This is a genomic window from Mangrovicoccus algicola (assembly GCF_014903745.1).
GTDB classification, from domain to species: domain Bacteria; phylum Pseudomonadota; class Alphaproteobacteria; order Rhodobacterales; family Rhodobacteraceae; genus Mangrovicoccus; species Mangrovicoccus algicola.
This window is the reverse complement of the sequence record NZ_JACVXA010000069.1, coordinates 1-23,499: the sequence shown is the minus strand read 5'-3', so window position 1 is coordinate 23,499 and position 23,499 is coordinate 1. Positions and strand designations below refer to the sequence as shown.

Below are 23,499 nucleotides of genomic sequence, written 5' to 3'. Positions count from 1 at the left end.
CCCGCAACGCGATTCTCGCCGAAATCGCAAAAAAAGACAGGTGACGTAACGAGAGGCTCGCGCCTGACCCTACATATGGACAGCGCAGGGCCAGGGCTACAAGGTGTAGTCAGACGCCCCGGGGGCATTCCGGTCCGCTCAGCGCAGGAAGCTTTTCAGCTCCACCTGCGGATCGGCAACCAGCGCCGGATCCGGGCTGCGGCCCGACTCGAGCAGCCGCTTGGCCGTCATGTAGGCGCGGGGATCGTTCATCGCATCGCAGGCCAGCAGCGTCCCGCCCCGGTAATACCAGTGGGAGCGCGACCCCTCCCGCGCGCCGGGGCGCATCACCACCCGATCATGGCCGCGGCCCAGCCCGGCAATCTGCAGCGAGAGGTCGTACTGGTCGGACCAGAACCAGGGCGCCGGCTCATAGGGCACGGCCGCGCCCAGCATGTTGCGCGCCACGGTCTCGGCCTGGTCCACCGCGTTCTGCACGCTTTCCAGGAGGGTCGGCGCGTCGCGGAACGCGAATTCGGCGCAATCGCCCGCCGCCCAGATCGCCGGGTCCGATGTCCGTCCGAATGCATCGACCAGGATGCCGCGGCCCACCGAGAGCCCCGCGCCGACCGCCAGGGGCGGCACGCAATCCGCACCGATGCCCGCAATGACGAAATCCGCCGGGATCCGGGTGCCGCAGGCCAGTTCGACCCCGTCGACGCGCCCTTCCCCGGTCAGCCGGGCAATCTGCGCATCGAGACGGATCTCGACCCCGTGGCGTTCATGCAGCGCATGGATGAAGGCCGCCGTCTCGGCAGAGGCCACGCGGCGCAGGATGCGTTCCGAACGCTGCAGCAGCACGACCTCCAGCCCCCTGGAACGGGCCACCGCCGCCGCCTCCAGGCCGACATAGCCCCCGCCGATCACGACAAGCCGGCGCCCCGGACGGAATTCCGCGCCGCAGGCATCGATATCGGCCAGGCGCCGGATCGCGTAGACCCCCGCGAGGTCGCCGCCCCGGGCAGCCGGGACGCGCAGCGGCTCCGCCCCGGTGCAGATCGCCAGCGTGTCCCAGCCGATCACCTCGTCGCCCAGGGTCACGGTACGGGCGGTCCGGTCGATGGCGCCGACACCGCGGCCCAGCCGCAGCTCGATCCCCTGCTCGGCATAGAAGGCGGGCGGACGGAAGAACAGGCGCTCTTTCTCCATCTCCCCCAGAAGGTACTTCTTCGACAGCGGCGGGCGCTGATAGGGGGGGTGGGGCTCGTCGCCGATCAGGGTCAGGCGCCCCGAGAACCCCTCGCCGCGCAGCTTTGCCGCAAGGCTGAATCCCGCCTGCCCGGCGCCGATCACCACCACATGTTCCATGTCGTCTTCCGTTCCTCAGTAAACCTTGCCGAGCCGCAGCTCGTCCTCGCCCAGCGAAGCCAGCATCGCGGCCACCTCCGCGGGGGCGACATCCGTCGGGGCGCCATGTCCCCAGCGCGCCGGCGTGCCGTCCCGGGCCATGCGGGCGCGCAAGCCCTCGGGCAGATCGGGCCGCTCCAGCGCGCGGCAGCCGAAGCGGTATTCCTGCGCCAGCGCCGACGCCAGCCCGCCGCCGCCGCCGCGCTGGCCGCGGATCATGGTCAGCGCCGCCGCCATCGACAGAGGCGCATTCTGCCGGATCGCCGCCGCCGCCCGGGACGGTGCCTCCCCGGCCTCCCCGGACATCTCGTCCAGCGCCGCCAGGATCGCCCCCGGATCGCGGCGCGAAAAGGCCGCGTCGATCCAGGGGGCCTGCGATGGCGGGGACGCCTCCGGCGGCGGTTCGGCCAGGTCGGCCACGGCCGAGACGGTCCCCCGAGACAGTTTCCGCATCAGGTCCCGCCAGCGTTCCTGCGGCAGGTAGTAATCGGCCAGCCCCGCGGCGATCGCCGCGCCAGGCCCCACGCGCCCGGCAGTCAGCGCCAAGAATTCGCCCAGATGCCCCGGCGCCTGGGCCAGAAGCCAGGAGCCGCCGACATCCGGGACCAGGCCGATGGCGCATTCCGGCATCGCCAGGCAGCTGCTTTCGCAGACGACGCGATGCGAGGCATGCGCCCCGATCCCGACCCCGCCGCCCATGCAATACCCCTGGATCAGCGCGACCACCGGCTTGGGATATTCCGCGATCTTCAGGTTCAGCCGATACTCGTCGCGCCAGAACTGCCGCACCGCGCCCGGGTCGCCGCCCCCCAGGTGGTCATGGATGGCGCGCAGGTCCCCCCCCGCGCAGAAGGCCCGGTCGCCCTCGGCATCGATCACCACCAGCGCCACATCGTCGTCATGGCTCCACGCGTCCAGCGCCGCCTCCATCTCGAGGCACATCGCATGGCTCAGCGCATTCAGCTTCTGCGGCCGCGCCAGGGTGATCCGCCCTGCTGCGCCCTCGACCTGCCGGCGGATCTCAGCCATCCGCCCGGTTCCTGTCGCCTGTCATGGCCCTCTCCTGCTTTTGGCGGGACATTGGCGAAAAGCGGCGCGGGATACAAATGCATCCGCGCCGCAGGCAGGCGCGCCGCGATCATCCCGCCGGTCGATGGCGGGCGGACACCGTTCAAGGGCCGGGTCGCCCGCCGGATCCGGACCGGCGGATATCGCATGGACAACGGCCATGCGCGCGGCGCGGCGATGCTCTTCGATGACCTCAGCCCTCCGCCGGCGCCAGGCCCTGCCCCGCCCAGGCCAGCCAGACCGCCGCCGTCCAGGTGAAGGAGCCGCCGCCTGCAGGCGCCCCGTCGCGGGGGTCGAAATACTCGGCAAAGCCGTGGCTGGCGATCAGCCGGGCGGTCATGGCGCGCAGCGCCGCGCCCCTGGGATGGCCGAATTCCTCCAGCCCCATGCCCACCAGCATGTTGAGCACCCCCCAGACCGGCCCGCGCCAATAGCGCCGCGGATCGAAACGCTCATCCTGCAGCGCCAGGCTCGGCACGCCGTAAGGCAGGGGCGCCATCACCTCCTCCAGCGTGCGGGCCAGCTCCGGCCGGTCGATGCCCCCGTACCAGGACAGGAAGGAGGCGTTGGACAGCGTCCCCGAGAAAGCCCCGTCCAGCACGTTGCGGGAATCATAGGCGCCGATCGCCGGATTCCACAGCGTCTCGGCCCCCTGCTCCAGCATCGCGAGATCATGCATCAGCCCGGCGGTCGGCAGGCCCAGACGCTCGCCCAGCCAGATCAGGTCGCGCACCCCGCGCATCAGGGTGAAGGTCATGGTCGGATCCGCCACCAGGAAGGGCGGATCGACCGCGAGGCTGGGCGCGTGCCAGCCCAGCCGCCGCCCGCGCTGCACAAGCCAGATATAGCGGTCGTAATCGTCCTTGGTCGGACGCATCGCGGCATGGACATGATCCAGGTCGCGGCGCTCGTAGCTGCCGACATCGGCCGGGTCGATCGCCGCCATCGCCCGGTCCCAGTCGGCGGCATTGTCGCGCCCCGATTCCCAGGGATGCGCGATGCAGATCGCCCCCCGGTCCTGGCGCCAGGCCAGGAACCACTGGATCCAGCGGCGCATCGGGTCGAACAGCATCCGCACGGGGACCTCGCCCAGGGCGGGGGCAGCCTCGTAGAGCCTGCGCGCGAAGCTCAGCGCCACCGGCGGCTGCGTGATCCCCGAGGAAGGGAGCGGGCCGCGGCACTGCCACACATCGGGACCGGGGAAATAGCCGGGGTCCGGGCGGTGGAACAGGATATGCGGGACCATCCCGTCAAGCCACTGCCCGGAAAACAGGATCTCGATCTCGCGCCAGGCCCGGGCCGGGTCGAAGGCGGCGAAGCCCAGGGCCGCGAAGGCACTGTCCCAGTTCCACTGATAGGGATAAAGCCCATGGGTCGGGATCGTGTAGCCGCCCCGGTCATTGTCGCGCATGATCTGGATCGCGCGCCGGTCGAGTTCGTCCCTGATCGCCTGCATGCCCTGCTCCGTTCCCTTCTCTTCGCGTCCTTTGGCGCGGGCGGCAAGGCGAAGCGGCGGTTTCGCGCCCTCCCGAACGGCAAATGCCCCGAATTTCAGCAGCGGCGGCGGCAAGGCCGGTCAGAAGCGCGCAATCGCCCCGGCGATGCGGGCAATGCCCTCGGGGATCGCCGCGCGCGAGATCGAGGAATAGGCCAGCCGGTAGAAATGGCCCGGCCGCGCCCCCGGCTCGAAGAAGGCCGCGCCCGGCTCGATCAGGACGCCTTCGCCGCGCAGCCGCAGCGCCAGGTCCTCGGTATCGACATGGGGCGGCGCCGCCATCCACAGGCTGGATCCGCCAAGCGCGTCGCGCCCCGCCACCTGCAGGCCATGCGCGGCGATGGCTTCCTCCATCACGGCGCGGCGCTGCTGGAAGGCGCCGGACATGCGCCGGATCAGGGCATCGTAATGGCCCAGGGACAGGAAATAGGCGACGGTGCGCTGGATATGACCCGGCGGGTGGCGCAGCATCAGCGCCCTCAGCGCCCGCGCCTCGCGGATGAAGGGCGCCGAGCCGACCAGATAGCCCAGCCGCAATCCCGGGAACAGCGACTTGGAAAACGAACCGACATAGATCACCCGCCCGTCGCGATCGATGGATTTCAGCGCCGGGGTGGGCGGGGTGAGAAACGACATCTCGAATTCGTAATCATCCTCCACCACCAGGAAATCCTCGGCGGCGGCGCGTTCCAGCAGGCGGCGGCGGCGTTCCATGGGCATGGTCGCGGCGGTGGGGCATTGATGCGAGGGCGTGGCGAAGACGACGTCGGCGCCCGCCGGCACCGCCTCGGGGATCAGCCCGCGCCCGTCCACCGGCACGGTCAGCACATCCGCCCGGCTTTCGCCCAGGATGTCGCGCAATTGCGGATAGCCGGGGCTTTCCCGCACCGCCCGCCGCCCCGGCCCCAGCAGCACCTGCGACGCGATCCACAGCGCATTCTGCGCCCCCAGCGTCACCAGGATCTCCTCGGGTCGGGCGCGGATCCCGCGCCGCGGCAGCGAATGGCGGGCGATGAACTCCACCAGCCGGTCGTCGTCGCGGTCATAGTAGTCCTCGGTGAGCGCCGAAAAATCCCTCTGCCCCAGCGCCATCAGCGCGCATTGCCGCCAATTGGCGTGATCGAACAGCCGCTTGTCGGTCTGCCCGTAGATGAAGGGAAAGGGATAGCTGCGCCAGTCGGCCGGGCGCGCGACGCGGGCATCGCGGGAATGGCCCGCGACCAGGTGCCGACCCCAGTCCACCCGGTCCTCGGCGGGCGGCGCATCGCCGAATTCCGGCAGGCGCGGGGCGGTCTCGGACACGAAATAGCCCGAGCGCCCGCGCGCCGTCAGGTAGTCATTGGCGACAAGCTCGGTATAGGCCAGCGTCACGGTGATGCGGCTGATGCCCAGGTGCTGGGCCAGGCGGCGGCTGGATGGCAGCCGCGCCCCCACCGGGAACCGCCCCGACAGCACGCCCTCGGCCACGGCATGCTGAAGCTGCTTCTGCAGCGTGCCCTCGAAGGAGGGGTCGAGAAAGAACAGCTCCTCCGAAATGGCCATGACCGCCCCGCTCTGGACCTAGCTTGCGGCGCCTTGTTAGGGCCAGCCGACAGGACAGGCAAGGGCGGACGGCGCGGCACCCCGCGCCGTCCCGGCCGCGATCAGCCGAAGACGCGTCCCAGCGCGCCGTCGACCGCATCGGTGATCTGGTCGATGTCGTCCGGCGTGGCGATCAGCGCGGGCGAGAAGCACAGCGTGTTGTTGAAGCCGGTGAAGCTGCGGTTCGTAGCGCCGATGATGACGCCCTGCGCCATGCAGTCGGCGACCACGGCCTGCACCATCTTCTCGGCGGCGGGCGCCTTGGTGGCGCGGTCCGCGACCAGTTCGGCACCGCAGAACAGGCCCTTGCCGCGCACGTCGCCGATGACCGCGTGCTTCTCCATCAGGGCATGCAGGTTGCCCATCATGCGCGCGCCCATCGCCTCGGTATTGGCCAGCAGGTTTTCCTCTTCGAGGATCTTCATGTTCTCGATCGCCGCCGCCGGGCCGGCCGTGCAGCCGCCGAAGGTGGAAATGTCGCGGAAATAGTCCAGCGGATCCTCGGCATCGGACTTGAACAGGTCGAAGACCTTCTCGGTCGTCACCAGGCAGGCAATGGCGGCATAGCCCGAGGCCACGCCCTTGGCCATGGTCACGAAATCCGGCTTGATCCCGTAATGCTGGTAGCCGAACCAGGTGCCGGTGCGGCCCATGCCGCAGACGACCTCGTCGATATGCAGAAGGATGTCGTATTTCGCGCAGATCTCCTGCACCCGTTCCCAGTAGCCCGCGGGCGGCACGATCACGCCGCCGCCGGCGGTCACCGGCTCCAGGCACAGCGCGCCGACCGTGTCGGGGCCCTCGCGCAGGATGACCTCCTCGATGGCATCCGCCGCGCGCTCGCCGTAATTCTCGCAGTCCCACTGGGCGCGGTACTCAAGGCAATGCGGCACCTCGACGAAGCCCGGCGTATAGGGGCCGTATTGCAGGTTGCGCTCGGGCTGGCCGCCCGCCGAGATGCAGGCGATGGTCGAGCCGTGATAGTCGCGCTCGCGATACAGGATCTTGTGCTTCTTGCCGCCATAGCGCTTATGCGCGATCTGGCGGACCATCTTGAAGGCCTTCTCATTGGCCTCGGAGCCCGAGTTGACGTAATAGACGCGGCTCATCCCCGGCATCTTGGCCAGCAGCATCTCCGCGAACTGGCTGCCCGGGATCGAGCCCGCCGACTGGGCGAAATAGTTCATCTTGACCAGCTGCTCGCGCACGGCATCGGCGATGCGTTCGCGGCCATAGCCGACATTCACCGTCCAGACCCCGCCGGAAACGGCATCCAGATGCTCCTTGCCGGTCTGGTCCCAGACGCGCATGCCCTTGCCCTCGACGATGATCTTGGGATCCTTCGTCTCCAGCGTCTTGTGCTGCAGAAGGTGGTGCCACAGATGGGCCCGGTCGGCCTCGATGACCGCGGACAGATCGTTGGGCTGGACGGACTTGTTCATGGCAGGGCTCCTGACAGGGATTCGCGCGGGAAGGGGGCCGCGCCGCTTGTCATCCTCCCTGCCCCGTCCTCCCGCAGCGCGATAGGGCCAACGCCCCGCCCGGCATATCGCCAGTTCTCCGGCCCCCCGTTTTCCCTCCTGTTTTCAAGGCACGAGGCCGGAAACGACATCCCCCCGCGAGGTCGGGACCACGCGGGGGGATGGAAAAACAGGCATCCGTCAAAGACGGGGCGATGCGGCTCAGGTGATGACGTCGGGCGCGTCGCGGCCGGTGCGGGCGCGGATCTGCGCGATGGTCTCGGCGGCGGCGATCACCGCGGCCAGGGCCTCTTGCGGGTCCCTGTCCATTGCCGCCGGGTCGGTTTCCACCAGTTCCAGGTAGACGCGGATCGTGGCCCCCACCGTGCCGGTGCCCGACAGGCGGATCACGATGCGCGAGCCCCCCGCGAACCCGATGCGCAGCCCCTGCCCTTCCGAACGCGACCCGTCCACCGGGTCGTCATAGGCGAATTCATCCGCGCTCTCGACGGTCAGACCCTCGATCACCGTGCCGGGCAGCGTGGCGAACTGGCCGCGGACATGATCCATCAGCCCGGCCGCCGCCTCGGCATCGACGCCTTCATAATCATGGCGCGAATAGTAGTTGCGGCCGTATTCGGCCCAATGCGCCGCCATCAGCGCCTGCACCGACTTGCCGGACCCCGCCAGCACGTTCAGCCACAGCAGGACCGCCCAGAGCCCGTCCTTCTCGCGCACATGGTCGGCACCGGTCCCGGCGCTTTCCTCGCCGCAGAGCGTCGCGCGCCCGTCATCCAGCAGGTTGCCGAAGAATTTCCAGCCCGTCGGCGTCTCGTAGCAATCCAGCCCCCGGGCCGCGGCCACGCGGTCCAGCGCCCCGGAGGTCGGCATCGACCGCGCCACGCCCTTCAGCCCGTCGGCATAGGCCGGGGCGTGATGGGCATTGGCCGCCAGCACCGCCAGCGAATCCGAGGGCGTGATGTAGATGCCTTTGCCCAGGATCATGTTGCGGTCGCCATCGCCATCCGAGGCGGCGGCGAAATCCGGTCCGTCCTGCGACATGACGAGGTCCACCAGCGGCTTGGCCCAGATCGGGTTCGGATCGGGATGGCCGCCGCCGAAATCGGGGCTGGGCACGGCATTCATCACCGTTTCGGCGGGCGCGCCCAGGCGATTGACCAGGATCTCGGTCGCATAGGGGCCGGTGACGGCATGCATCGCGTCGAAGCGCATGGTGAACCCGCCCGCGAAAAGCGCCCGGATCGCGTCGAAATCGAAGAGGCTCTCCATCAGCTCGGCGTAATCGGCGACCGGATCCACGACCTCGATCTCCATGCCGGCCAGCGTGGTTTCGCCGACCGTGGACAGGTCGACATCCGCGGCCTCGACGATGCGATACTCGGTGATGGTCTTCGTGGCCTCGAAGATCTTGCCCGTCACGCCCTCCGGCGCCGGGCCGCCATTGGCGGTGTTGTACTTGACGCCGAAATCCTCGTCGATGCCGCCCGGGTTATGGCTGGCCGACATGATGATGCCGCCGAAGGCCCCGCGCTTGCGGATCATGTTCGAGGCCGCGGGCGTGGACAGGATCGCATTCTGCCCGACGATCACCTTCGCCGCGCCCGAGGCCGCCGCCATGCGCAGGATCACCTGCGCGGCACGTTCGTTGAAATACCGCCCGTCGCCGCCCAGGACCAGCGTCCTGCCCTCGACGCCACCGATGCCGTTCCAGATGGACTGCACGAAATTCTCGAGGAAATGCGGCTCCATGAAGGTGCGCGTCTTCTTGCGCAGCCCCGAAGTGCCCGGCTTCTGCCCCTCGATCGGCGCGGTGGTGACTGTGGTGACCTGCATCGGCCCTCCTCGGAATTCTACTCGTCGCGGCACTGCCCACGCGGCCGCCCGGCCACGTCGCCGCAAGACAATAGCGCGCCGCCGCAACGGCTCAAGCGGCTTGCCCTGCGGCCAATGGGCCGGCTCACCGATGCCCGGTCAGCGGGTCCACCAGCGCATGCAGCGGGGCGATCCCGGGCATCTCCAGGAAGTCCGGCAGGGCGCGCAGCCGCAGCGTCCAGGCGTGCAGAGCCGGGTAGGGGTCCAGCGCGATACCGGCATCCGGGGCCAGGGCGACATCGGCGAAACAGGCGATATCGGCCACCGTGGGATGCGTGCCCACCAGCCAGCCGCGCCCCCCCATCCCCTGCAGCAGCAGGTGCAGCTCCATCCGCCGCAACAGCGCCTCCGCCGATTGCGCCGCGCCGGAGGGGGCGGGGTGTTCCAGGAGCGCCTCGCGCCGCAACGCGCCGGCCGTGGCCGCCAGGGCGGAGGCCGTTTCCAGCCAGGCCTGCACCTGCGCCATCGGACCCGGATCGCGGGGATACCAGCGATCGGTCACGTCATGGGCCGCCGCCATCCAGACCAGGATCGCCGGAGCCCCGGACAGGACCAGATCGCCTGCCGCCGCCACCGGCAGCGTCCCGGCGGGATTCAGCGCAAGGAAATCCGCCGCCCGATGCCCTGCACCGGGATGGGCCTCGACCGCCGCGATCCGCGGGGACAGGCCCAGAAGCGCCGCCAGCAGCCGCACCTTGTAGCATTCGGCATCGAGCACGTCATTGTAGAGCGTGAAGGTCATTGCGCCTCCGTCATCGCGCCATAGGTGGCCCCGCGCCGCTTCAGCCAGCGGCGATAGGCGATGGAGGTCAGGTCGGCGCGGGTCGGGATCTCCATCCGCGGGTCCAGCGGCAGCCGCACGGGCAGCTGGTTTTCCAGGATCGAGCGGTCCTGCACGAAGATCTCCTGCTGGAACTGCACCATCTCGGCATGGCTGGACTCGTCGTCATACAGCGCCATCCAGGGCCAGGCGATGCATTCCGTCTCGCTGACCGGCTGCACGAAGATCGCGATCACGTCCCAGGCTTCGGGCCGCGGCGGGCAGGTCTTGTACAGCACCGCGGCCATCGGGTGGGGCACGCGGTACTCATAGCGGATCTCGGTCGCGCCGCCGGCCGATTTCGCCGCCTGCGGCTGATGGAACCGCACCTGCGTCGCCCAGACCTCATCCACTTCCTCGCGGATCTTCACCGCGTAGGGGAAGACCTCGGTTTGCGGCTCGGCGCCGAGAATGCCTTTGTGCACAAAGGGAAAATGCGCGATATCGAGGAAATTCTCGACCGCCCGCAGCGGCGAGCAGCGCACCCGCACCCGGCCGCAGGGCACCAGCCGCCTTCCGGGCTCCTCCGCCTCGGAAATCTCGAACAACGCCCGCGGCGCGGCCCCCAGGCAGGTCCAGACATGGCCATAGCGGATCTGCACCGGATGCGCGGTCCCGGCGGCATCCGTCACGGCCGCCGCCGCCCCGTCCCAGGCGACCTGCAGGTCGGTATCCAGCAGCCGCGTCGCCCGCGCGCCGGGCCGCACCGTGTCGGCCACGGGATACCAGTCATTCACGGCATGGTCGCGGCTCATGCGGTTTCCTCCGCCTCGGCGGCGCGGCGCAGCGCCTCTGTCAGATGGACGGCGGCGACCCGGTCCGCCGCGGGCAGAGGCGCGGTCAGCACATGCGCCTCGACCTGCCCGCCGGGCAGAGGGTTGGGCAGGATCACCAGGCTGGGATGATCGGGCAGATACAGCACCGGCGCCGCCTCCAGCCCGCAGATCCGGGCCAGCCGCGCGGCGTCGCAGCGGAAGGTGAGGCTGCGCAGCGCCACCAGCCCGCGCGGCAGTTCCGGCGGCGCGGCATAGCCCTCCGGCGCCACCCAGATCACGCCGCCAGCCTCGGCGGCATCGCAGCCCGTCGCGCGGATGGTGGCGGGCGGGCACAGCTCGGGATGCGCCGGGATATGGGCGCAGGTGCCGTCGGTTCCGTATTGCCAGCCATGATAAAGGCAGGCCAGCCGGTCGCCCCGGACGAACCCGTGGCTCAGCCGCATGCCGCGATGCGGGCAGCGGTTGTCCCAGGCCGCGACCTGTCCCGAAGCGCCGCGCCACAGCGCCAGTTCCCGCCCCCGGGCAAAGACCCGCTTCACCCCGCCGGGCGGCAGGTCGCGCGACAGCGCCACCGGACAGGGGGTCATTGCCGCGGCTCCCGCGCGATGTCCTCGACCAGCACCCCGGCCGGTCCCAGGCTGCAGGCCGCCTCCATCGCCCAGATCAGGGGATCGGGCCCGGCCACGGTGACGCGGATGGCGGTGGGCGAGAGGCGGCGGATCTCGGCCTGCAGGTCCAGCACGCCCGCACGGTGGCGGATCCAGTCCAGGAAGCCGTCATCGGCCAGGGACCCCGTGATGAGAAGCGGCACCGCCCCGGCGGGGCGGAACGGGTCGGGATCGGCGGCGCGGGTCATGGAACCTCCCTGGCTTGGCCGCGGCAGGCTGGCCCGGCGACGCGGCGCCGTCAAGCCCCGCGCCTGCCTTGCCCCCCGCGGGACCCGCCGCGGCGTCCCGGCCCCCCCGCGGCCCGGCGCAGGCGCAGCGCGTTGGCCAGCACGAAGACCGAGGAGAGCGACATCGCCCCCGCCGCCAGCACCGGCGACAGCAGCGGCCCGCCGAAGGGGTAGAGGGCCCCCGCCGCCACGGGGATCAGCGCAATGTTGTAGCCGAAGGCCCAGGCCAGGTTCTGGCGGATGTTGCGCAGGGTCGCGCGGCTGATCTCCAATGCGGATGCGACACCCGCGAGACTGCCCGAAACCAGCACGACATCGGCGCTTTCCATCGCCACATCCGTGCCGGTGCCCAGTGCCAGCCCCACATCCGCCGCTGCCAGCGCCGGGGCGTCGTTGATGCCGTCGCCGACGAAGACGGTGCGGCCTTCGGCCTTCAGCGTCTCGATCACGGCGCGCTTGTCGCCGGGCTGCAGCCCGGCATGGATCTCGGCGATGCCCAGCCCGGCCGCCACGGCCCCGGCGGCGGCGGCGCTGTCGCCGGTGACCATGACCAGCCGCAGCCCCTCGCCGCGCAGCCGGGTCAGGGCGGAGGCCGTGTCGGGCTTGGGCCGGTCGGCGAGGGCAAGCGCCCCGGCGACCGCCCCGTCCACCGCGACCAGCATCACGCTTTCGCCGCGCGCCTCCGCGGCCGCCACCGGCCCGGCCAGCTCCTGCGGGACGGCCCCCAGCAACGCGCGGTTGCCCGCGCGGATCTCGTGCCCCGCAACCGTCGCGCGGAGCCCCCGGCCCGGCAGCGCCTCGAAGGCCTCCAGCGCGGGCAGAGGCCCCTCATGGGCCGCGCGGATCGCCCGGGCCAGCGGATGTTCCGACCCCTGCTCGGCCGCCGCCACCAGCGGCAGCAGCGTCTCCGCCCGCCAGATGCCGGTGCAGTGGATCGCGGTCAGTTCCGGGCGCCCCTCGGTCAGCGTTCCGGTCTTGTCGAAGGCCACGATCCGCGCCCCGGCCAGCGACTGGAGCGCGTCGCCGCGGCGGAACAGCACCCCCAGCCCGGCCGCCCGGCCGGTCCCCACCATGATCGAGACCGGCGTGGCCAGCCCCATGGCGCAGGGACAGGCGACGATCAGCACCGCCACCCCGGCGACCAGCGCATGAACGAGACGCGGCTCGGGCCCCAGGACCAGCCAGGCCAGGACCGTCACCGCCGCGATGGCCAGGATCGCGGGCACGAACCACAGCGTCACCCGGTTGACCAGCGCCTGGATCGGCAGGCGGGCGCCCTGCGCCGCCTCCACCATCGCGATGATCCGCGCCAGGACGGTCTCGGCCCCCACCGCCGTGGCGCGGATCACCAGCGTGCCGGTGCCGTTCACCGTGCCGCCGGTCACCTGCGCGCCCGGCCCCTTCTCGACCGGCAGGGGTTCGCCGGTCAGCATGGATTCGTCGACCGGGCTGGTGCCCCGGGTCACGACCCCGTCCACCGGCAGCCGCCCGCCCGGGCGCACCCGCAGCAGATCGCCCGCCAGCACCGCCTCCAGCGGCAGCGCCTCCTCGGTTCCGTCCGGGCGCAGGCGCTGCGCCGTCTCCGGGCGCAGCCCGCCCAGCCGCGCGATGGCGGCGCCGGTGCGCCCCCGGGCGCGCGCCTCCAGCCAGCGGCCTGCCAGGATCAGCGTGACGATCACCGCGGCCGCCTCGAAATAGACATCGCGCGCCGCGGCGGGCAGCAGCCCGGGCAGGAACAGCACGACCGTCGAATAGGCCCAGGCCGCCCCGGTGCCGAGCGCGACCAGCGCATCCATGTCCGGCCGTCCGCGGATCAGCCCCGGCCAGCCCCGGCGGTGGAAACCGCGGCCCGGCCCGGCCAGCACGGCCGTGGTCAGCGCGAATTGAAGCGCCCAGTTCACCTCCTGCCCCACGGCCTGCCCGATCCAGCGATGCAGTGCCGGGATCATGTGTCCGCCCATCGCCAGCAAAACCACCGGCAGGCTCAGCGCCGCCGCCACGGCCAGGTCGCGGGCCAGCGCGCCGCCCGCCTTCGCCTCCGCCGCGGCGGAGGGCGGGGCGTCCGCACCGGCGGGACGCGCGGGATAGCCCGCATCGCGCGAGGCGGCCGCCAGCGCCTGCGGATCGGTCGCGCCATCGAGGATCTCGGCCACCGCCCGGCCGCTGACCGGGTTGACGGAGGCCGTCACCGTGCCCGGCACCGCCTCCAGCGCGCGCGTCACCCTGGCGGCGCAGCTTCCGCAATGCATGCCCTCCACCTGCAGGATCACCCGCGTGCTGCGCGCCGGATAGCCCGCCTCCGCCAGCGCGGCGGACCAGTCCGCGGGGGTCCCGCCCGCGACTTCCGCGGTCTGCGTCGCCAGGCTGACCCGGGCCGAGGACACGCCGGGCGCAGCGGCAAGCGCCTGTTCGGCACGCCCCGCGCAGGCGCCGCAGCTCAGCCCATCCAGGCGGAAACGGACGGGAACGGCATGGGACATGGCAGGACTCCTTCTTCCGGCGGCACGGCGGGCCGGTGCAGGACAGCGTTAGCACCCCGCAGATCTGTCGGCGCGTGCCAATTCGGCGCTCCAGCGCTGGAAGGTTGGTCCCGTCTTCGTGAACGCCCTGCGGTTCAGAGCGGGTCGAGGCCGCTGACCGACTTGACCGACTGGAAGGCGCGGATCCCCCAGATCCCCGCCTCGCGCCCGTAGCCGGAGCGTCCCACGCCGCCGAAGGGCGCCCCCTCGGCGCGGCTCCGGCCGTTGATCTGCACCATCCCCACCCGCAGCCGGGCCGCCAGACGCCGCTGGCGCGCCGGATCGGCGGTCTGGACATAGCCCGCCAGGCCGTATCCGCCCTCATTGGCCAGCGCGACGGCCTCGGCCTCCGTGTCGAAGGGGGTGATCGCCAGGACCGGGCCGAAGACCTCCTCATGGAAAAGCCGCATCGCCGGGGTCACGTCGGCAAAGACGGTCGGGCGCGGATACCACCCCGCGCCGAGGCCCGGCGCCCGGCCGGGACCGCCCGCCACCAGCCGCGCGCCCTCCGCCAGCGCCGTGGCGATATGGGCCTGCACGCGGTCATATTGCGCCTGCGACACGAGCGGGCCCAGATGCGGGCCCGGCCGGTCGGGCGGCCCCATCTGCCACTCGGCCGCCTCCGCCGCCGCCAGCCGCACCGCCCGGTCATACAGATCCCGCGTCACGAGCATGCGCGAGGCGGCATTGCAGGACTGGCCGGAATTGCGGAAGCAATGCGCCACCCCCTGCTTCACCGCCAGCGGCAGGTCGCAATCCCCGAATAGCAGATTCGCCGATTTGCCCCCCAGTTCCAGCAGGGCCGGCACCAGATTGGCCCCCGCCGCCGCCGCGATGCGCTGCCCCACCGCCGTCGATCCGGTGAAGCTGACGATGTCGATCCCCGGATGCGCGGCCAGAAGCCGCCCCGTCTCGCCATCGCCCGCCAGAACCGTGAACAGCCCCGGCGGCGCCCCCGCCGCCGCCATGCATTCGGCGAAGATCAGCGCCGCACCTGTGGAGCGCTCCGAGGGTTTCAGGATCATCGCGCAGCCCGCCGCCAGCGCCCCCCCCACCTTCAGCGCGACCTGGTTCAGCGGCCAGTTCCAGGGCGTGATGAGAGCGGCCACGCCCAGGGGCTCATGCGCGACCTCGTGGCCGCCGGGCGCGATCTCGGTCGCGGCGGGCACATCGCGGGCCGCGGCCAGCGTGGCGCGCAGGTGATCGCAGGCGGCATCCACCTGCTTGCTCCGGGCAAAGTCGATCGGGGACCCCATATCCTGCGAGATCGCGCGGGCGAAATCCTCGCGCCGCGCCTCGATCGCCCCGGTCAGCCGCGCGAGGATCGCCAGGGGATCGCCGGTGCCGATCGCGGCGCGCGCGCGGCGGATCGCGGTCTCCACCTCCGCTCCGCGCGCCAGCGGCAGAACCGCCCGCGGCAGGCCGGTGGCCGGGTCCTCCAGCACCAGGCGCGGCAAGGCCGGGTCGTCCCAGGCGGCGGGCGCGGGCAGGACCGCATCGCCGCCCGGATGCGGCAGCACCGGCAGCGCGGCAGCGTCGGGGGTCAGGGTGTCGTCCATCGGGGCCTCGGGTCGCAGGGTGTCCCGGGTAAAGGGCTTTCGCCCCGCGAGGTCAAGCGCGACCCGGACCGGCGGCGGAAACGTGACCCGCCCCGCAGGCCGCCAGCATGGCCGGCAGATCGGCGCGCAGCCGCGCGGCCCCGCCCGGCCGCCATCCCAGTCCGCGAAGCAGGCTGCAATCCATCTCGCTGACCCCCGCGGCATCCGCGCGCGGCGGCAGCGGCAGGTCGCGCCCGGCAAGCGCATTGACCGCTGCCAGCAGGTCGTGCCGGTCCAGGACCAGGTCCGAGACGTTCCAGACGCCGCTGCGCCCGGCGACCCGCCGCACGGCCTCCGCCAGATCGGCGCCATGCACCTCCGTGGCCACGCGCGGGGCCACCGGCCGCCCGGCCAGGTGATCGGCCAGCAGCCCGGCCCATTTCTGCCCCGGCCCGGCCCCGAACACCCCCGTCGCGCGCAGCGCGGCGGCGGCGAAATCCGGACCGGCCAGCGCCGCCAGCCCCTCCTCGACCGCAAGCTTGGCCTCGCCATACAGCGTGTCCGGGCGGGGCTCCATCGTCTCGGACAGGCGCGCGCCCGGCGGATAGGCCCCGTAGACCGCCCGCGAGGACAGGAACACCGCGGCCCGCACCCCCGCAGCGCGGGCCGCCGCGAACAGCTCCAGCGACCCCGCGACGTTGCGCGACCGGAACCCTTCGGGATCGTCCCCTTCGCCGCCGCGGTATCTCCCCGGCACGTGATCGAAGGCGCAATGCACCAGCCGGTCCACCCCGGCCAGCCCCGGCACGCCCGGCTGACCCAGCAGGAACGGCCGGACCTCGACCGGCCGGGAGAAGGGCGGATCGGGCAGCCGGGTCCGGCCCAGGACCGCCACCTGCTCCCCGGCCGCCAGCAGGTGCTCGACGATGAAACGCCCGACCAGCCCGGTGCCGCCGGTGACCGCCCAGAGCGTCATGGCCGGGGCAGCTCGGCCAGGGGCGGCATCTCCCCGCCATCGGCGATCCGCCGCCACAGCGCGATCAGCGGCGCCAGCTCGGCCGCCTTCGGATGCGGGTCCTGCCAAGGTTTCTCGTACTGGAAATGCAGGATGCGGATCTGCGGCCAGTCCCACAGCTCCGCCATCGCGAACCAGACATATTGCAGCATGTTGAAATAGACCGGCAGCCCGTGCCAGTCCGGAAAGAAATGCTGCAGGAAGCTCTGGTCGGTGCGCCGCCAGAAGGCGCCCGGCACATCCAGCGCCGCCATCATCGCCGCGAAGGTCGCCTCGGAAGGCCGCGCGGTGAAGACGCCGCTGTTCATCCGGCCGAAATCGGCCAGCCCCTCATAGACATTCGGCGCCGCGCAGAATTCGGGATAGCCGAACAGCTTGTCGCAATTCTGCACCGCGATCGCATCGGCATCGATGAACACGACCGCGCGATATTCCGTCAGCTGCCACAGCCTGAGCTTGGCGAAATTGTCCAGCGGCGTGTGGAAGGCCGGCTTGCCCCCCTTGGTGAAAGGTGCCGCGCCATGCAGCGCCGCGCGCGCATGGGAGGCGTTGAACGCCGCGGAAGTCTCCAGCAGGTCGGTGCGCACCAGCCGCGCGCCAAGCGCCCGCAGCTGGTCCAGATCGGCATCGGGAACCCCGCCGGTATGCAGCACGACGCAATCCGCCGTGGTGCCGGTCAGGCGCAGCGACCGCACCAGCGCCGCCGCCCCGCGGGCGTAATCGGCATTGGTGACCAGCGTCACATAGGCCCGGTCGGCCCGCGGCGGCGCCTCGGCCAGGAGCCCCGCCACTCAGCCGACCTCGCGCAGTGCCTTGCCCTCGGGGTCGCGCTCCACGCGGCTGCCCAGCTCCCTGGTCCAGCCCGACACCGCCGGCACGCGCGAGCGGTCGACGCGATGGGCGAATTTCTTCGCCACCTCGACGACTTCCTCCAGCAACCCCTCGGCCAGCGTCGTCGGATCCAGCCCCAGCGCCAGGAACTGGTCGTTCTTCACGATCAGGTCGTTCTCGGCGGCTTCCTTGCGCGGGTTGGGCAGATAGGCGACCTTGGCGCCGGTCATCCCGGCGATCATCTCGGCCAGGTCGCGGACGCGGTGGGTCTCGGTCATCTGGTTGAAGATCTTCACCCGGTCGCCGCGTTCGGGCGCATCGCCGAGCGCAAGCTCGATGCAGCGCACCGAATCCTGGACATGAATGAAGGCCCGGGTCTGACCGCCCGTGCCGTGCACGGTCAGCGGATAGCCGATCGCCGCCTGGATCAGGAACCGGTTCAGCACCGTGCCGTAATCGCCGTCATAGTCGAAGCGGTTGATCAGCTGCGCATGACGGCGGGTCTGGGCGGTATGCGTGCCCCAGACGATGCCCTGGTGCAGGTCGGTGATCCTCAGCCCGTCATTCTGCGCGTAGAACTGGAACAGGATCTGATCGAGGCTCTTGGTCATGTGATAGACCGAGCCGGGGCGCGTGGGATACAGGATCTCCTGCTCCACCTTCTCGCCGTCGAGTTTCGCGATATCGACCGGCAGGTAGCCTTCGGGGATCGCCGCGCCGATCGTGGAATAGCCGTAGACGCCCATCGTGCCCAGATGCACCAGATGCGCGTCGATGCCGGTTTCCACCATGGCTGCCAGCACGTTATGCGTCGCGTTGACGTTGTTGTTGACGGTATAGACCTTGTGGCGGTCGGTCTTCATCGAATAGGGCGCGGCGCGCTGCTCGGCGAAATGGATGATCGCCTCGGGCCGGTGCTCGGTCAGCCAGGCCTTGAAGATCTCGTAATCCCTGGCCAGGTCGATCAGGTGGAAGCGGATGCGCCGCCCGGTCAGCTCGTGCCAGATCCGGCAGCGTTCCTGCACGCTGTCCATCGGCGTCAGCGACTGCACGCCCAGTTCCGTGTCGATCCAGCGGCGCGACAGGTTGTCGATGATATGGACCTCGTGGCCCGCCTCCGACAGGTGCAGCACCGTCGGCCATCCGACAAACCCGTCTCCCCCAAGAACTGCAATGCGCATGGCTCGTCTCCCGATTTCCACCTGCCGGTTTCCGGCCTCTATGTAACCTGCAGCTGACGGATTTGCGACAGCCCGGCCGCGACATAATCGCCGCGCGGCCGCGTTGCGCCGCAATCCCGCCGCTTCCGCCCCGCCCGCCGGGCTCAGGCCTCCGTCGCCAGAACCGGTTCATGCGCCGGCGGCGGCGAGGCCGGGCGGACCAGTTCGTAATGCACGCGCCCGGCATCCGGACCGCGATGAAGCGCCTTCAGCCGCGCGGCGATATCGGCGCCGGCGACGGTGCGGCGGGCATGGTGGCGCTGGGTCTCGATCCAGGTGGGCGTCTTGAAGCGTTCATGCCACAGCTCGGGGTCCAGCAGGTCGCGGCTGAGCGTCCAGCGCCGGGCCCCGTCGCGGATGCGGCCGCGGCGGCGTTCCGCCATCAACGACAGGAATTCCTCCACGTCCTCCTCGGCGATGCGATAGGCGATGCTGGTGATGATCGGGCCGCTCTTGGGCACCATGTCGATCTCGGGCTCGGGCTGGGACCAGCGGCTGTGCGGATCCAGCCGCGAGGTGTCGAGGGTCCGCAGGGGCAGCACCAGCCCGAAGGCGGCGACCGCCAGAAGCCCCGCCGCCGCCGCGACCAGCGCCCCGCCCGTGCCGATCTGCCCGGCGGTCATGCCCCAGATCCAGCCGCCGATGGCAAAGCCCGCGAAGTTGCAGCTCTGGTAGATCGCCAGGCAGCGGCTGAGCACCCAGCGGGGGGAACTGAGCTGGACGGTGGTGTTCAGGCTCGACAGCAGCACCGGCCAGGCGGCGCCCGCGATCATCACCGCCAGGATGCTCAGGGGAAACACCGTGCTCATCCCCAGAAGCGCGGTGCCCAGGGCATAGCCCAGCGTGCAGATGCGGGCATTGACCTCCAGCGAGACCATCGCCCGCAGCCGCGACGCCCCCAGCGCGCCGAGGATCGCGCCCACGCCGAAGCCGCCCAGCAGGAGCCCGTAGGTCAGCGGACCGCCGCCCAGCTGGTCGCGCGCCACCAGCGGCATCAACGCCATCAGCGAGATCCCGGCAAGATTGAAGAGGAACCCGCGCAGGAACACGGTCAGGTGGATCGGCGACAGCCCGACATAGCGCAGCCCCGCCATCATCGCGCTGCCGATCGCCTCGGGCGGCAGGCGGTCGTCGCGGGCCGGGCTCTGCCAGCGCGAGGCCGAGACCAGCACGAAGAGATTGGCGGCGGCATTGACCACGAAGGCGGAGAAGGCGCCGACCGAGGCCACGAGGACACCGCCGATCGCCGGGCCGACCGAACGCGCCAGGTTGAAGCCGATGGAATTCAGCGCCACCGAGGCCGGCAGGTCGGATTTCGGCACCAGTTCGCTGACCATGCTCTGCCAGGCGGGATTGTTCATCGCCTTGGCCGTGCCGATCAGGAAGGTGAATCCCAGCAGCCCCCAGGGCGAGAGCAGCCCCAGGAACGCCGCCCCCGCCAGCATCGCCGAGATCAGGCACAGCGCCCCCTGCGACCACATCACCGTGCGCCGCCGCCCGAACGTGTCGGCGATGGCCCCCGCAGGCAGCGAGAACAGCATCAGCGGCAGCGCGATGGAGGTCTGCACCAGCGCGACGAGCTCCGGCGCGCCATGCATCGAGGTCATCAGCCAGGAGGCGCCGACCGTCTGGATCAGCCAGCCGAAATTGGCGGCCAGCCCGACCAGCCAGTAGCTGAGGAAGGCACGGTGGCGGAACGGGGCGAAGGGCGAGCTGTCTTTCAGGGCGTGGTCTCCGGTCTTGTCCGATTGATAGCGGATTGCCGCCCCCAGGCAAGCCCGCCCCCGCGCCGGGCTCAGCGCCGGGCGATCTCCGCCCAGATCGGCAGGTGGTCCGATCCGCGCTGCGCAAGGGGCGACTGGTCCACCCCCGCCGCCGTCACCCGCAGCCGGGCGCCGATGGCGAAGCGGTCCAGCGCCGTGACCGGTCGGCGGGCGTGGAAACTGCGCCCCGGCGCCAGGATCTCGTGGCTGTCGGCCAGCGGCTGCAGCCCCCCGACGGGCGACCACTCGTTGAAATCCCCGGCCAGGAGCGAGGTGCCGTCGCCCTGCCCCAGCCGCGCGGCCAGCGTCCGGGCCTGCCGCCGCCGCCAGGGCCGCAAGAGCGCCAGATGCGCCCCGATCACGGTCAGCCCCTCGATCTCGGCCAGCACGGCGCCGCGGGGCTCCAGCCCCGGCAGCGCGATGCGCTCGCTGCGCCCGAGCTGCAGCCCGCGGCGCAGCAGGATCGCGTTGCCGTGCCAGCCCAGGCTGACATCGTTGACCGCCAGCGGCGCGACCTCGAAATCCGTCGCGCTCTCGATCAGCCCCGGCGGCAGCGCGGCGGGCCGCGCCCCCAGCCGCAGGTCCGCCTCCTGCAGCAGAACGATATCGGGCTCCAGCCGGTTGAGGATGTCGAGGATGCGCCCCGGGGCGCGGCGGCGATCCGTGCCCAGGGCCTTGCGGATATTGTAGCTGACGATGCGCAATCCGGGATCCTCACAGGATGGGGGCGAGAAGGCGCGCCACCGGCGCGCCGAGGCGCAGATGCCAGGGCTGCGCCGAAAGCGGCTGCTCCAGCCGGAAGGCGCGGGCGAAATCCGCCTCCAGCATCGCCGCGACCTCGGCGGCGAAGCGCGGATCGAACCCCAGCACCATCGCCTCGAAATTCAGCCGGAAGGACCGGTTGTCGAAATTTGCGGTGCCGATCGCGGCCAGGCGGTCATCCACCAGAACCACCTTCTGGTGCATGAACCCCTCGCGATAGCGCCAGATCTCGACCCCCGCGCCGCGCAGCGTGTCGAAACAGGCGAAGGCGGCCAGCCAGGGCAGGCGGTGGTCGCAGGCATCCGGGACGAGGATGCACACCTCCACCCCGCGCAGCGCGGCATGTTTCAGCGCGCTCATTAGGTCGCTGTCGGGCACGCAATAGGGCGAGGCGATCCAGATGCGGCGCCGTGCCGCCGCGATCGCCGAGAAGAAGAACAGCGCCCCGGTTTCCAGCTCATCCGCCGGGCCCGAAGGCAGCAGCAGCGCGGTCATGTCCCGCGCCTGCGGCGCGATCTCCCAGTCCAGCTGATCGAGGATCAGCTCGCCCGAAACCCAGAGCCAGTCCTCGGCGAACATCAGCTGCGCCTGGCCGACCACGGGGCCGCGGATCTCCAGATGGGTGTCGCGCCAATGGCCGAAGCGCGCGGAGCGGCCCAGATATTCGTCGCCGACATTCAGCCCGCCGATGAAGGCCACCTGCCCGTCGGCGATCAGCGTCTTGCGGTGATTGCGGAAATTGATCCGGAACCGGCTGCGCGGGCGCCAGCTTTCGGGGCGTTCGGCCACCTCGATCCCGGCCGCCCGGAGATCGGCCAGATAGGATTGCGGCAGGCGGTAGCTGCCCACGGGATCGGCCAGCAGCCTGACGCTGACCCCCCGCGCGGCGGCCGCGACCAGCCGGTCGCGCAGGGCCCGGCCGGTCCGGTCGTCATGGATGATGTAGAACTGCACCAGAAGGTAGGACCGCGCCGCGTCGATGGCCGCGAACATGGCGGCGAACCCCGCCTCTCCGTCGATCAGCGGGACCAGCGCATTGCCCTGCAGCGCGGGCAGCCCGGCCAGGCGTTCGAACAGGCGCGGATCGGGGTCGGGCGGGGTGGCCGGGCGCATCGCCTCGGCCCGTTCGCGCAGCCCGGCGATCACCTCGGCGCTGGCGCGCCGGGTCAGGGTGTAGCGGCGGTACTTGTGATGGCCGAAAATCAGGTAGAGCGGCACGCCCCAGAGCGGCGCCGCCAGCAGGAACACCGCCCAGCCGACCGATCCCTCGGGCGTGCGCGACTTGCGCACCGCGCGCCAGGCACAGGCGGCCGCGACCAGATGGATCGTGACGACCGCAAGAACCGCGATTTCCGCCCACATGCAACTCTCCTGCCCGACCGCGTGCCAGATTTGGCGCGGGCCGCGGCGCTGTCAACTACCGCGGCTCATCGCGCCAGGGCGGCGCCGACCTTCAGGGCATCGGCATGCTCGGCCACGTCATGGACCCGGATCACCCGCGCGCCGCGGGCGATTCCCTCCAGGTTGGCGGCCAGCGTGCCGGCCAGGCGCTGCTCCAACGGGCGGCCCAGCAGATCGCCGAACATCCGCTTGCGCGATAGGCCCAGCAGCACCGGGTATCCCCAGGAGCCCAGCCAGTCCAGCCCGTTGAGACAGGCGATGTTCTGCGCCAGGGTCTTGCCGAAGCCGATGCCGGGATCCAGGAGGATCCGCTCGCCCGGGATGCCCGCCCGCCGCGCCAGGTCGAGCGAGCACTCGAAGAACCGCTCCAGGTCGTGCAGGATGTCCAGGTCGGGATCGGTCTCGGCGCGGTTGTGCATGATCACCACCGCCGCGCCGGTCTCCGCCACCGCCGCCGCCATCTCCGGATCGTGCTGCAGCCCCCAGACATCGTTGACGATCGACGCCCCCGCGGCCACGGCGGCACGGGCCGTCGCCGCCTTGTAGGTGTCGATCGAGACCGGCACGCCGCCTTCCGCGCAGAGCCGCTCCAGCACCGGGCAGACACGGGCGATCTCCTCCGCCGCCCCCAGCGGCGCGGCGCCGGGGCGGGTGGATTCGCCGCCCAGGTCGATCACGTCGGCCCCGTCGGCGACCATCGCCGCGGCATGGTCCAGCGCTGCCGCGGGCGCGTCATGGCGGCCGCCATCGGAGAAGCTGTCGGGCGTGACGTTGAGGATGCCCATGATCAGCGGACGGATCCGCAGGTCGGACAGGAAACGGTCGCGGGCGGCGGCGATGGACATGGGCGGTCTCCGGCTGGGAACGGCTCCGTCCTACGCCCTCCCGGCGGCGAAGACAAATCCCGGCGGGAGGCCCCGGGTCGGGCCCGGGGCGGGACGGCGCCCCCTGCCCGCCGCGCGCCCGCAAAGGCGGGCCATCCCTCCCCTGTGACCTGCCGCCTTGCCCGCCCCCCGCGGAGCCGGGCCGCGGAGGAGGCACGGACCGGGAGAGAGAGCCCCGCGGGGACCCGCCCG

Annotated in this window: 19 protein-coding genes; all 19 read right to left on the bottom strand. The window is 71.3% G+C overall.

The features are described 5' to 3' along the window. Positions 1–138: 138 nt before the first annotated feature. The 19 genes from ICN82_RS17775 to folP all read right to left on the bottom strand — a co-directional run bounded on the left by ICN82_RS17775 (position 139) and on the right by folP (position 23,268). A complete protein-coding gene (locus ICN82_RS17775) occupies positions 139–1,347 on the bottom strand; it encodes an NAD(P)/FAD-dependent oxidoreductase (protein WP_193185524.1) in 1,209 nt (402 codons plus the stop codon). A gap of 15 nt (positions 1,348–1,362) precedes the next feature. After that, on the bottom strand, positions 1,363–2,415 hold the full coding sequence (locus ICN82_RS17770) for an enoyl-CoA hydratase/isomerase family protein (protein WP_193185521.1): 1,053 nt from the start codon (positions 2,413–2,415) through the stop codon (positions 1,363–1,365). Between the two features lie 232 nt (positions 2,416–2,647). Then, a complete protein-coding gene (locus ICN82_RS17765; RefSeq protein ID WP_193185518.1) occupies positions 2,648–3,910 on the bottom strand; it encodes an MGH1-like glycoside hydrolase domain-containing protein in 1,263 nt (420 codons plus the stop codon). 120 nt (positions 3,911–4,030) lie between these two features. Further along, positions 4,031–5,491 (bottom strand): MocR-like pyridoxine biosynthesis transcription factor PdxR, encoded by a 1,461-nt coding sequence (gene pdxR, locus ICN82_RS17760; RefSeq protein WP_193185515.1) that lies wholly within the window; start codon positions 5,489–5,491, stop codon positions 4,031–4,033. A gap of 101 nt (positions 5,492–5,592) precedes the next feature. Further along, a complete protein-coding gene (locus tag ICN82_RS17755; protein ID WP_193185513.1) occupies positions 5,593–6,972 on the bottom strand; it encodes an aminotransferase family protein in 1,380 nt (459 codons plus the stop codon). A gap of 240 nt (positions 6,973–7,212) precedes the next feature. Next, a complete protein-coding gene (locus ICN82_RS17750) occupies positions 7,213–8,844 on the bottom strand; it encodes an alpha-D-glucose phosphate-specific phosphoglucomutase (RefSeq protein ID WP_193185510.1) in 1,632 nt (543 codons plus the stop codon). 124 nt (positions 8,845–8,968) lie between these two features. Then, entirely contained in the window at positions 8,969–9,625 is a 657-nt protein-coding gene (locus ICN82_RS17745; protein ID WP_193185508.1) for a glutathione S-transferase family protein, read from the bottom strand. Continuing rightward, positions 9,622–10,458 carry an aromatic ring-hydroxylating oxygenase subunit alpha gene (locus tag ICN82_RS17740; protein ID WP_193185505.1) on the bottom strand — a complete coding sequence of 279 codons (837 nt, stop codon included), beginning with the start codon at positions 10,456–10,458 and terminating at the stop codon, positions 9,622–9,624. The genes ICN82_RS17745 and ICN82_RS17740 overlap by 4 nt, the downstream gene beginning before the upstream one ends. Continuing rightward, positions 10,455–11,066 (bottom strand): Rieske (2Fe-2S) protein, encoded by a 612-nt coding sequence (locus ICN82_RS17735; protein WP_193185502.1) that lies wholly within the window; start codon positions 11,064–11,066, stop codon positions 10,455–10,457. The genes ICN82_RS17740 and ICN82_RS17735 overlap by 4 nt, the downstream gene beginning before the upstream one ends. Then, positions 11,063–11,335: an acylphosphatase gene (locus ICN82_RS17730; protein ID WP_193185499.1), complete on the bottom strand. Its 273-nt coding sequence runs from the start codon at positions 11,333–11,335 to the stop codon at positions 11,063–11,065. The genes ICN82_RS17735 and ICN82_RS17730 overlap by 4 nt, the downstream gene beginning before the upstream one ends. 50 nt (positions 11,336–11,385) lie before the next feature. Next, positions 11,386–13,854: a heavy metal translocating P-type ATPase gene (locus ICN82_RS17725; RefSeq protein ID WP_193185496.1), complete on the bottom strand. Its 2,469-nt coding sequence runs from the start codon at positions 13,852–13,854 to the stop codon at positions 11,386–11,388. A 134-nt stretch (positions 13,855–13,988) separates the two neighbouring features. Continuing rightward, positions 13,989–15,452 carry an aldehyde dehydrogenase family protein gene (locus tag ICN82_RS17720; protein WP_193185494.1) on the bottom strand — a complete coding sequence of 488 codons (1,464 nt, stop codon included), beginning with the start codon at positions 15,450–15,452 and terminating at the stop codon, positions 13,989–13,991. A gap of 52 nt (positions 15,453–15,504) precedes the next feature. Beyond that, positions 15,505–16,407 (bottom strand): NAD-dependent epimerase/dehydratase family protein, encoded by a 903-nt coding sequence (locus tag ICN82_RS17715; protein ID WP_193185491.1) that lies wholly within the window; start codon positions 16,405–16,407, stop codon positions 15,505–15,507. After that, positions 16,404–17,237 carry a glycosyltransferase gene (locus ICN82_RS17710; protein ID WP_193185488.1) on the bottom strand — a complete coding sequence of 278 codons (834 nt, stop codon included), beginning with the start codon at positions 17,235–17,237 and terminating at the stop codon, positions 16,404–16,406. Before ICN82_RS17710 ends, ICN82_RS17715 begins: the two co-directional genes overlap by 4 nt. Then, positions 17,238–18,458 carry an NAD-dependent epimerase/dehydratase family protein gene (locus ICN82_RS17705; RefSeq protein WP_193185486.1) on the bottom strand — a complete coding sequence of 407 codons (1,221 nt, stop codon included), beginning with the start codon at positions 18,456–18,458 and terminating at the stop codon, positions 17,238–17,240. A 143-nt stretch (positions 18,459–18,601) separates the two neighbouring features. Next, complete coding sequence (locus ICN82_RS17700) at positions 18,602–20,221, bottom strand: MFS transporter (protein WP_193185529.1); 1,620 nt, start codon at positions 20,219–20,221, stop codon at positions 18,602–18,604. A gap of 71 nt (positions 20,222–20,292) precedes the next feature. Beyond that, complete coding sequence (locus ICN82_RS17695; protein WP_193185483.1) at positions 20,293–20,964, bottom strand: endonuclease/exonuclease/phosphatase family protein; 672 nt, start codon at positions 20,962–20,964, stop codon at positions 20,293–20,295. Between the two features lie 10 nt (positions 20,965–20,974). Continuing rightward, a complete protein-coding gene (cls, locus tag ICN82_RS17690; protein WP_193185480.1) occupies positions 20,975–22,384 on the bottom strand; it encodes a cardiolipin synthase in 1,410 nt (469 codons plus the stop codon). A 65-nt stretch (positions 22,385–22,449) separates the two neighbouring features. Then, on the bottom strand, positions 22,450–23,268 hold the full coding sequence (folP, locus tag ICN82_RS17685) for a dihydropteroate synthase (RefSeq protein WP_226898582.1): 819 nt from the start codon (positions 23,266–23,268) through the stop codon (positions 22,450–22,452). Positions 23,269–23,499 lie beyond the last annotated feature (231 nt).

Coding starts and splice junctions, on each gene's coding strand:
- ICN82_RS17775 (WP_193185524.1), bottom strand. CDS start 1,347: ATGGAACATGTGGTGGTGATCGGCGCCGGGCAGGCGGGATTCAGCCTT.
- ICN82_RS17770 (WP_193185521.1), bottom strand. CDS start 2,415: ATGGCTGAGATCCGCCGGCAGGTCGAGGGCGCAGCAGGGCGGATCACC.
- ICN82_RS17765 (WP_193185518.1), bottom strand. CDS start 3,910: ATGCAGGCGATCAGGGACGAACTCGACCGGCGCGCGATCCAGATCATG.
- pdxR (WP_193185515.1), bottom strand. CDS start 5,491: ATGGCCATTTCGGAGGAGCTGTTCTTTCTCGACCCCTCCTTCGAGGGC.
- ICN82_RS17755 (WP_193185513.1), bottom strand. CDS start 6,972: ATGAACAAGTCCGTCCAGCCCAACGATCTGTCCGCGGTCATCGAGGCC.
- ICN82_RS17750 (WP_193185510.1), bottom strand. CDS start 8,844: ATGCAGGTCACCACAGTCACCACCGCGCCGATCGAGGGGCAGAAGCCG.
- ICN82_RS17745 (WP_193185508.1), bottom strand. CDS start 9,625: ATGACCTTCACGCTCTACAATGACGTGCTCGATGCCGAATGCTACAAG.
- ICN82_RS17740 (WP_193185505.1), bottom strand. CDS start 10,458: ATGAGCCGCGACCATGCCGTGAATGACTGGTATCCCGTGGCCGACACG.
- ICN82_RS17735 (WP_193185502.1), bottom strand. CDS start 11,066: ATGACCCCCTGTCCGGTGGCGCTGTCGCGCGACCTGCCGCCCGGCGGG.
- ICN82_RS17730 (WP_193185499.1), bottom strand. CDS start 11,335: ATGACCCGCGCCGCCGATCCCGACCCGTTCCGCCCCGCCGGGGCGGTG.
- ICN82_RS17725 (WP_193185496.1), bottom strand. CDS start 13,854: ATGTCCCATGCCGTTCCCGTCCGTTTCCGCCTGGATGGGCTGAGCTGC.
- ICN82_RS17720 (WP_193185494.1), bottom strand. CDS start 15,452: ATGGACGACACCCTGACCCCCGACGCTGCCGCGCTGCCGGTGCTGCCG.
- ICN82_RS17715 (WP_193185491.1), bottom strand. CDS start 16,407: ATGACGCTCTGGGCGGTCACCGGCGGCACCGGGCTGGTCGGGCGTTTC.
- ICN82_RS17705 (WP_193185486.1), bottom strand. CDS start 18,458: ATGCGCATTGCAGTTCTTGGGGGAGACGGGTTTGTCGGATGGCCGACG.
- cls (WP_193185480.1), bottom strand. CDS start 22,384: ATGTGGGCGGAAATCGCGGTTCTTGCGGTCGTCACGATCCATCTGGTC.
- folP (WP_226898582.1), bottom strand. CDS start 23,268: ATGTCCATCGCCGCCGCCCGCGACCGTTTCCTGTCCGACCTGCGGATC.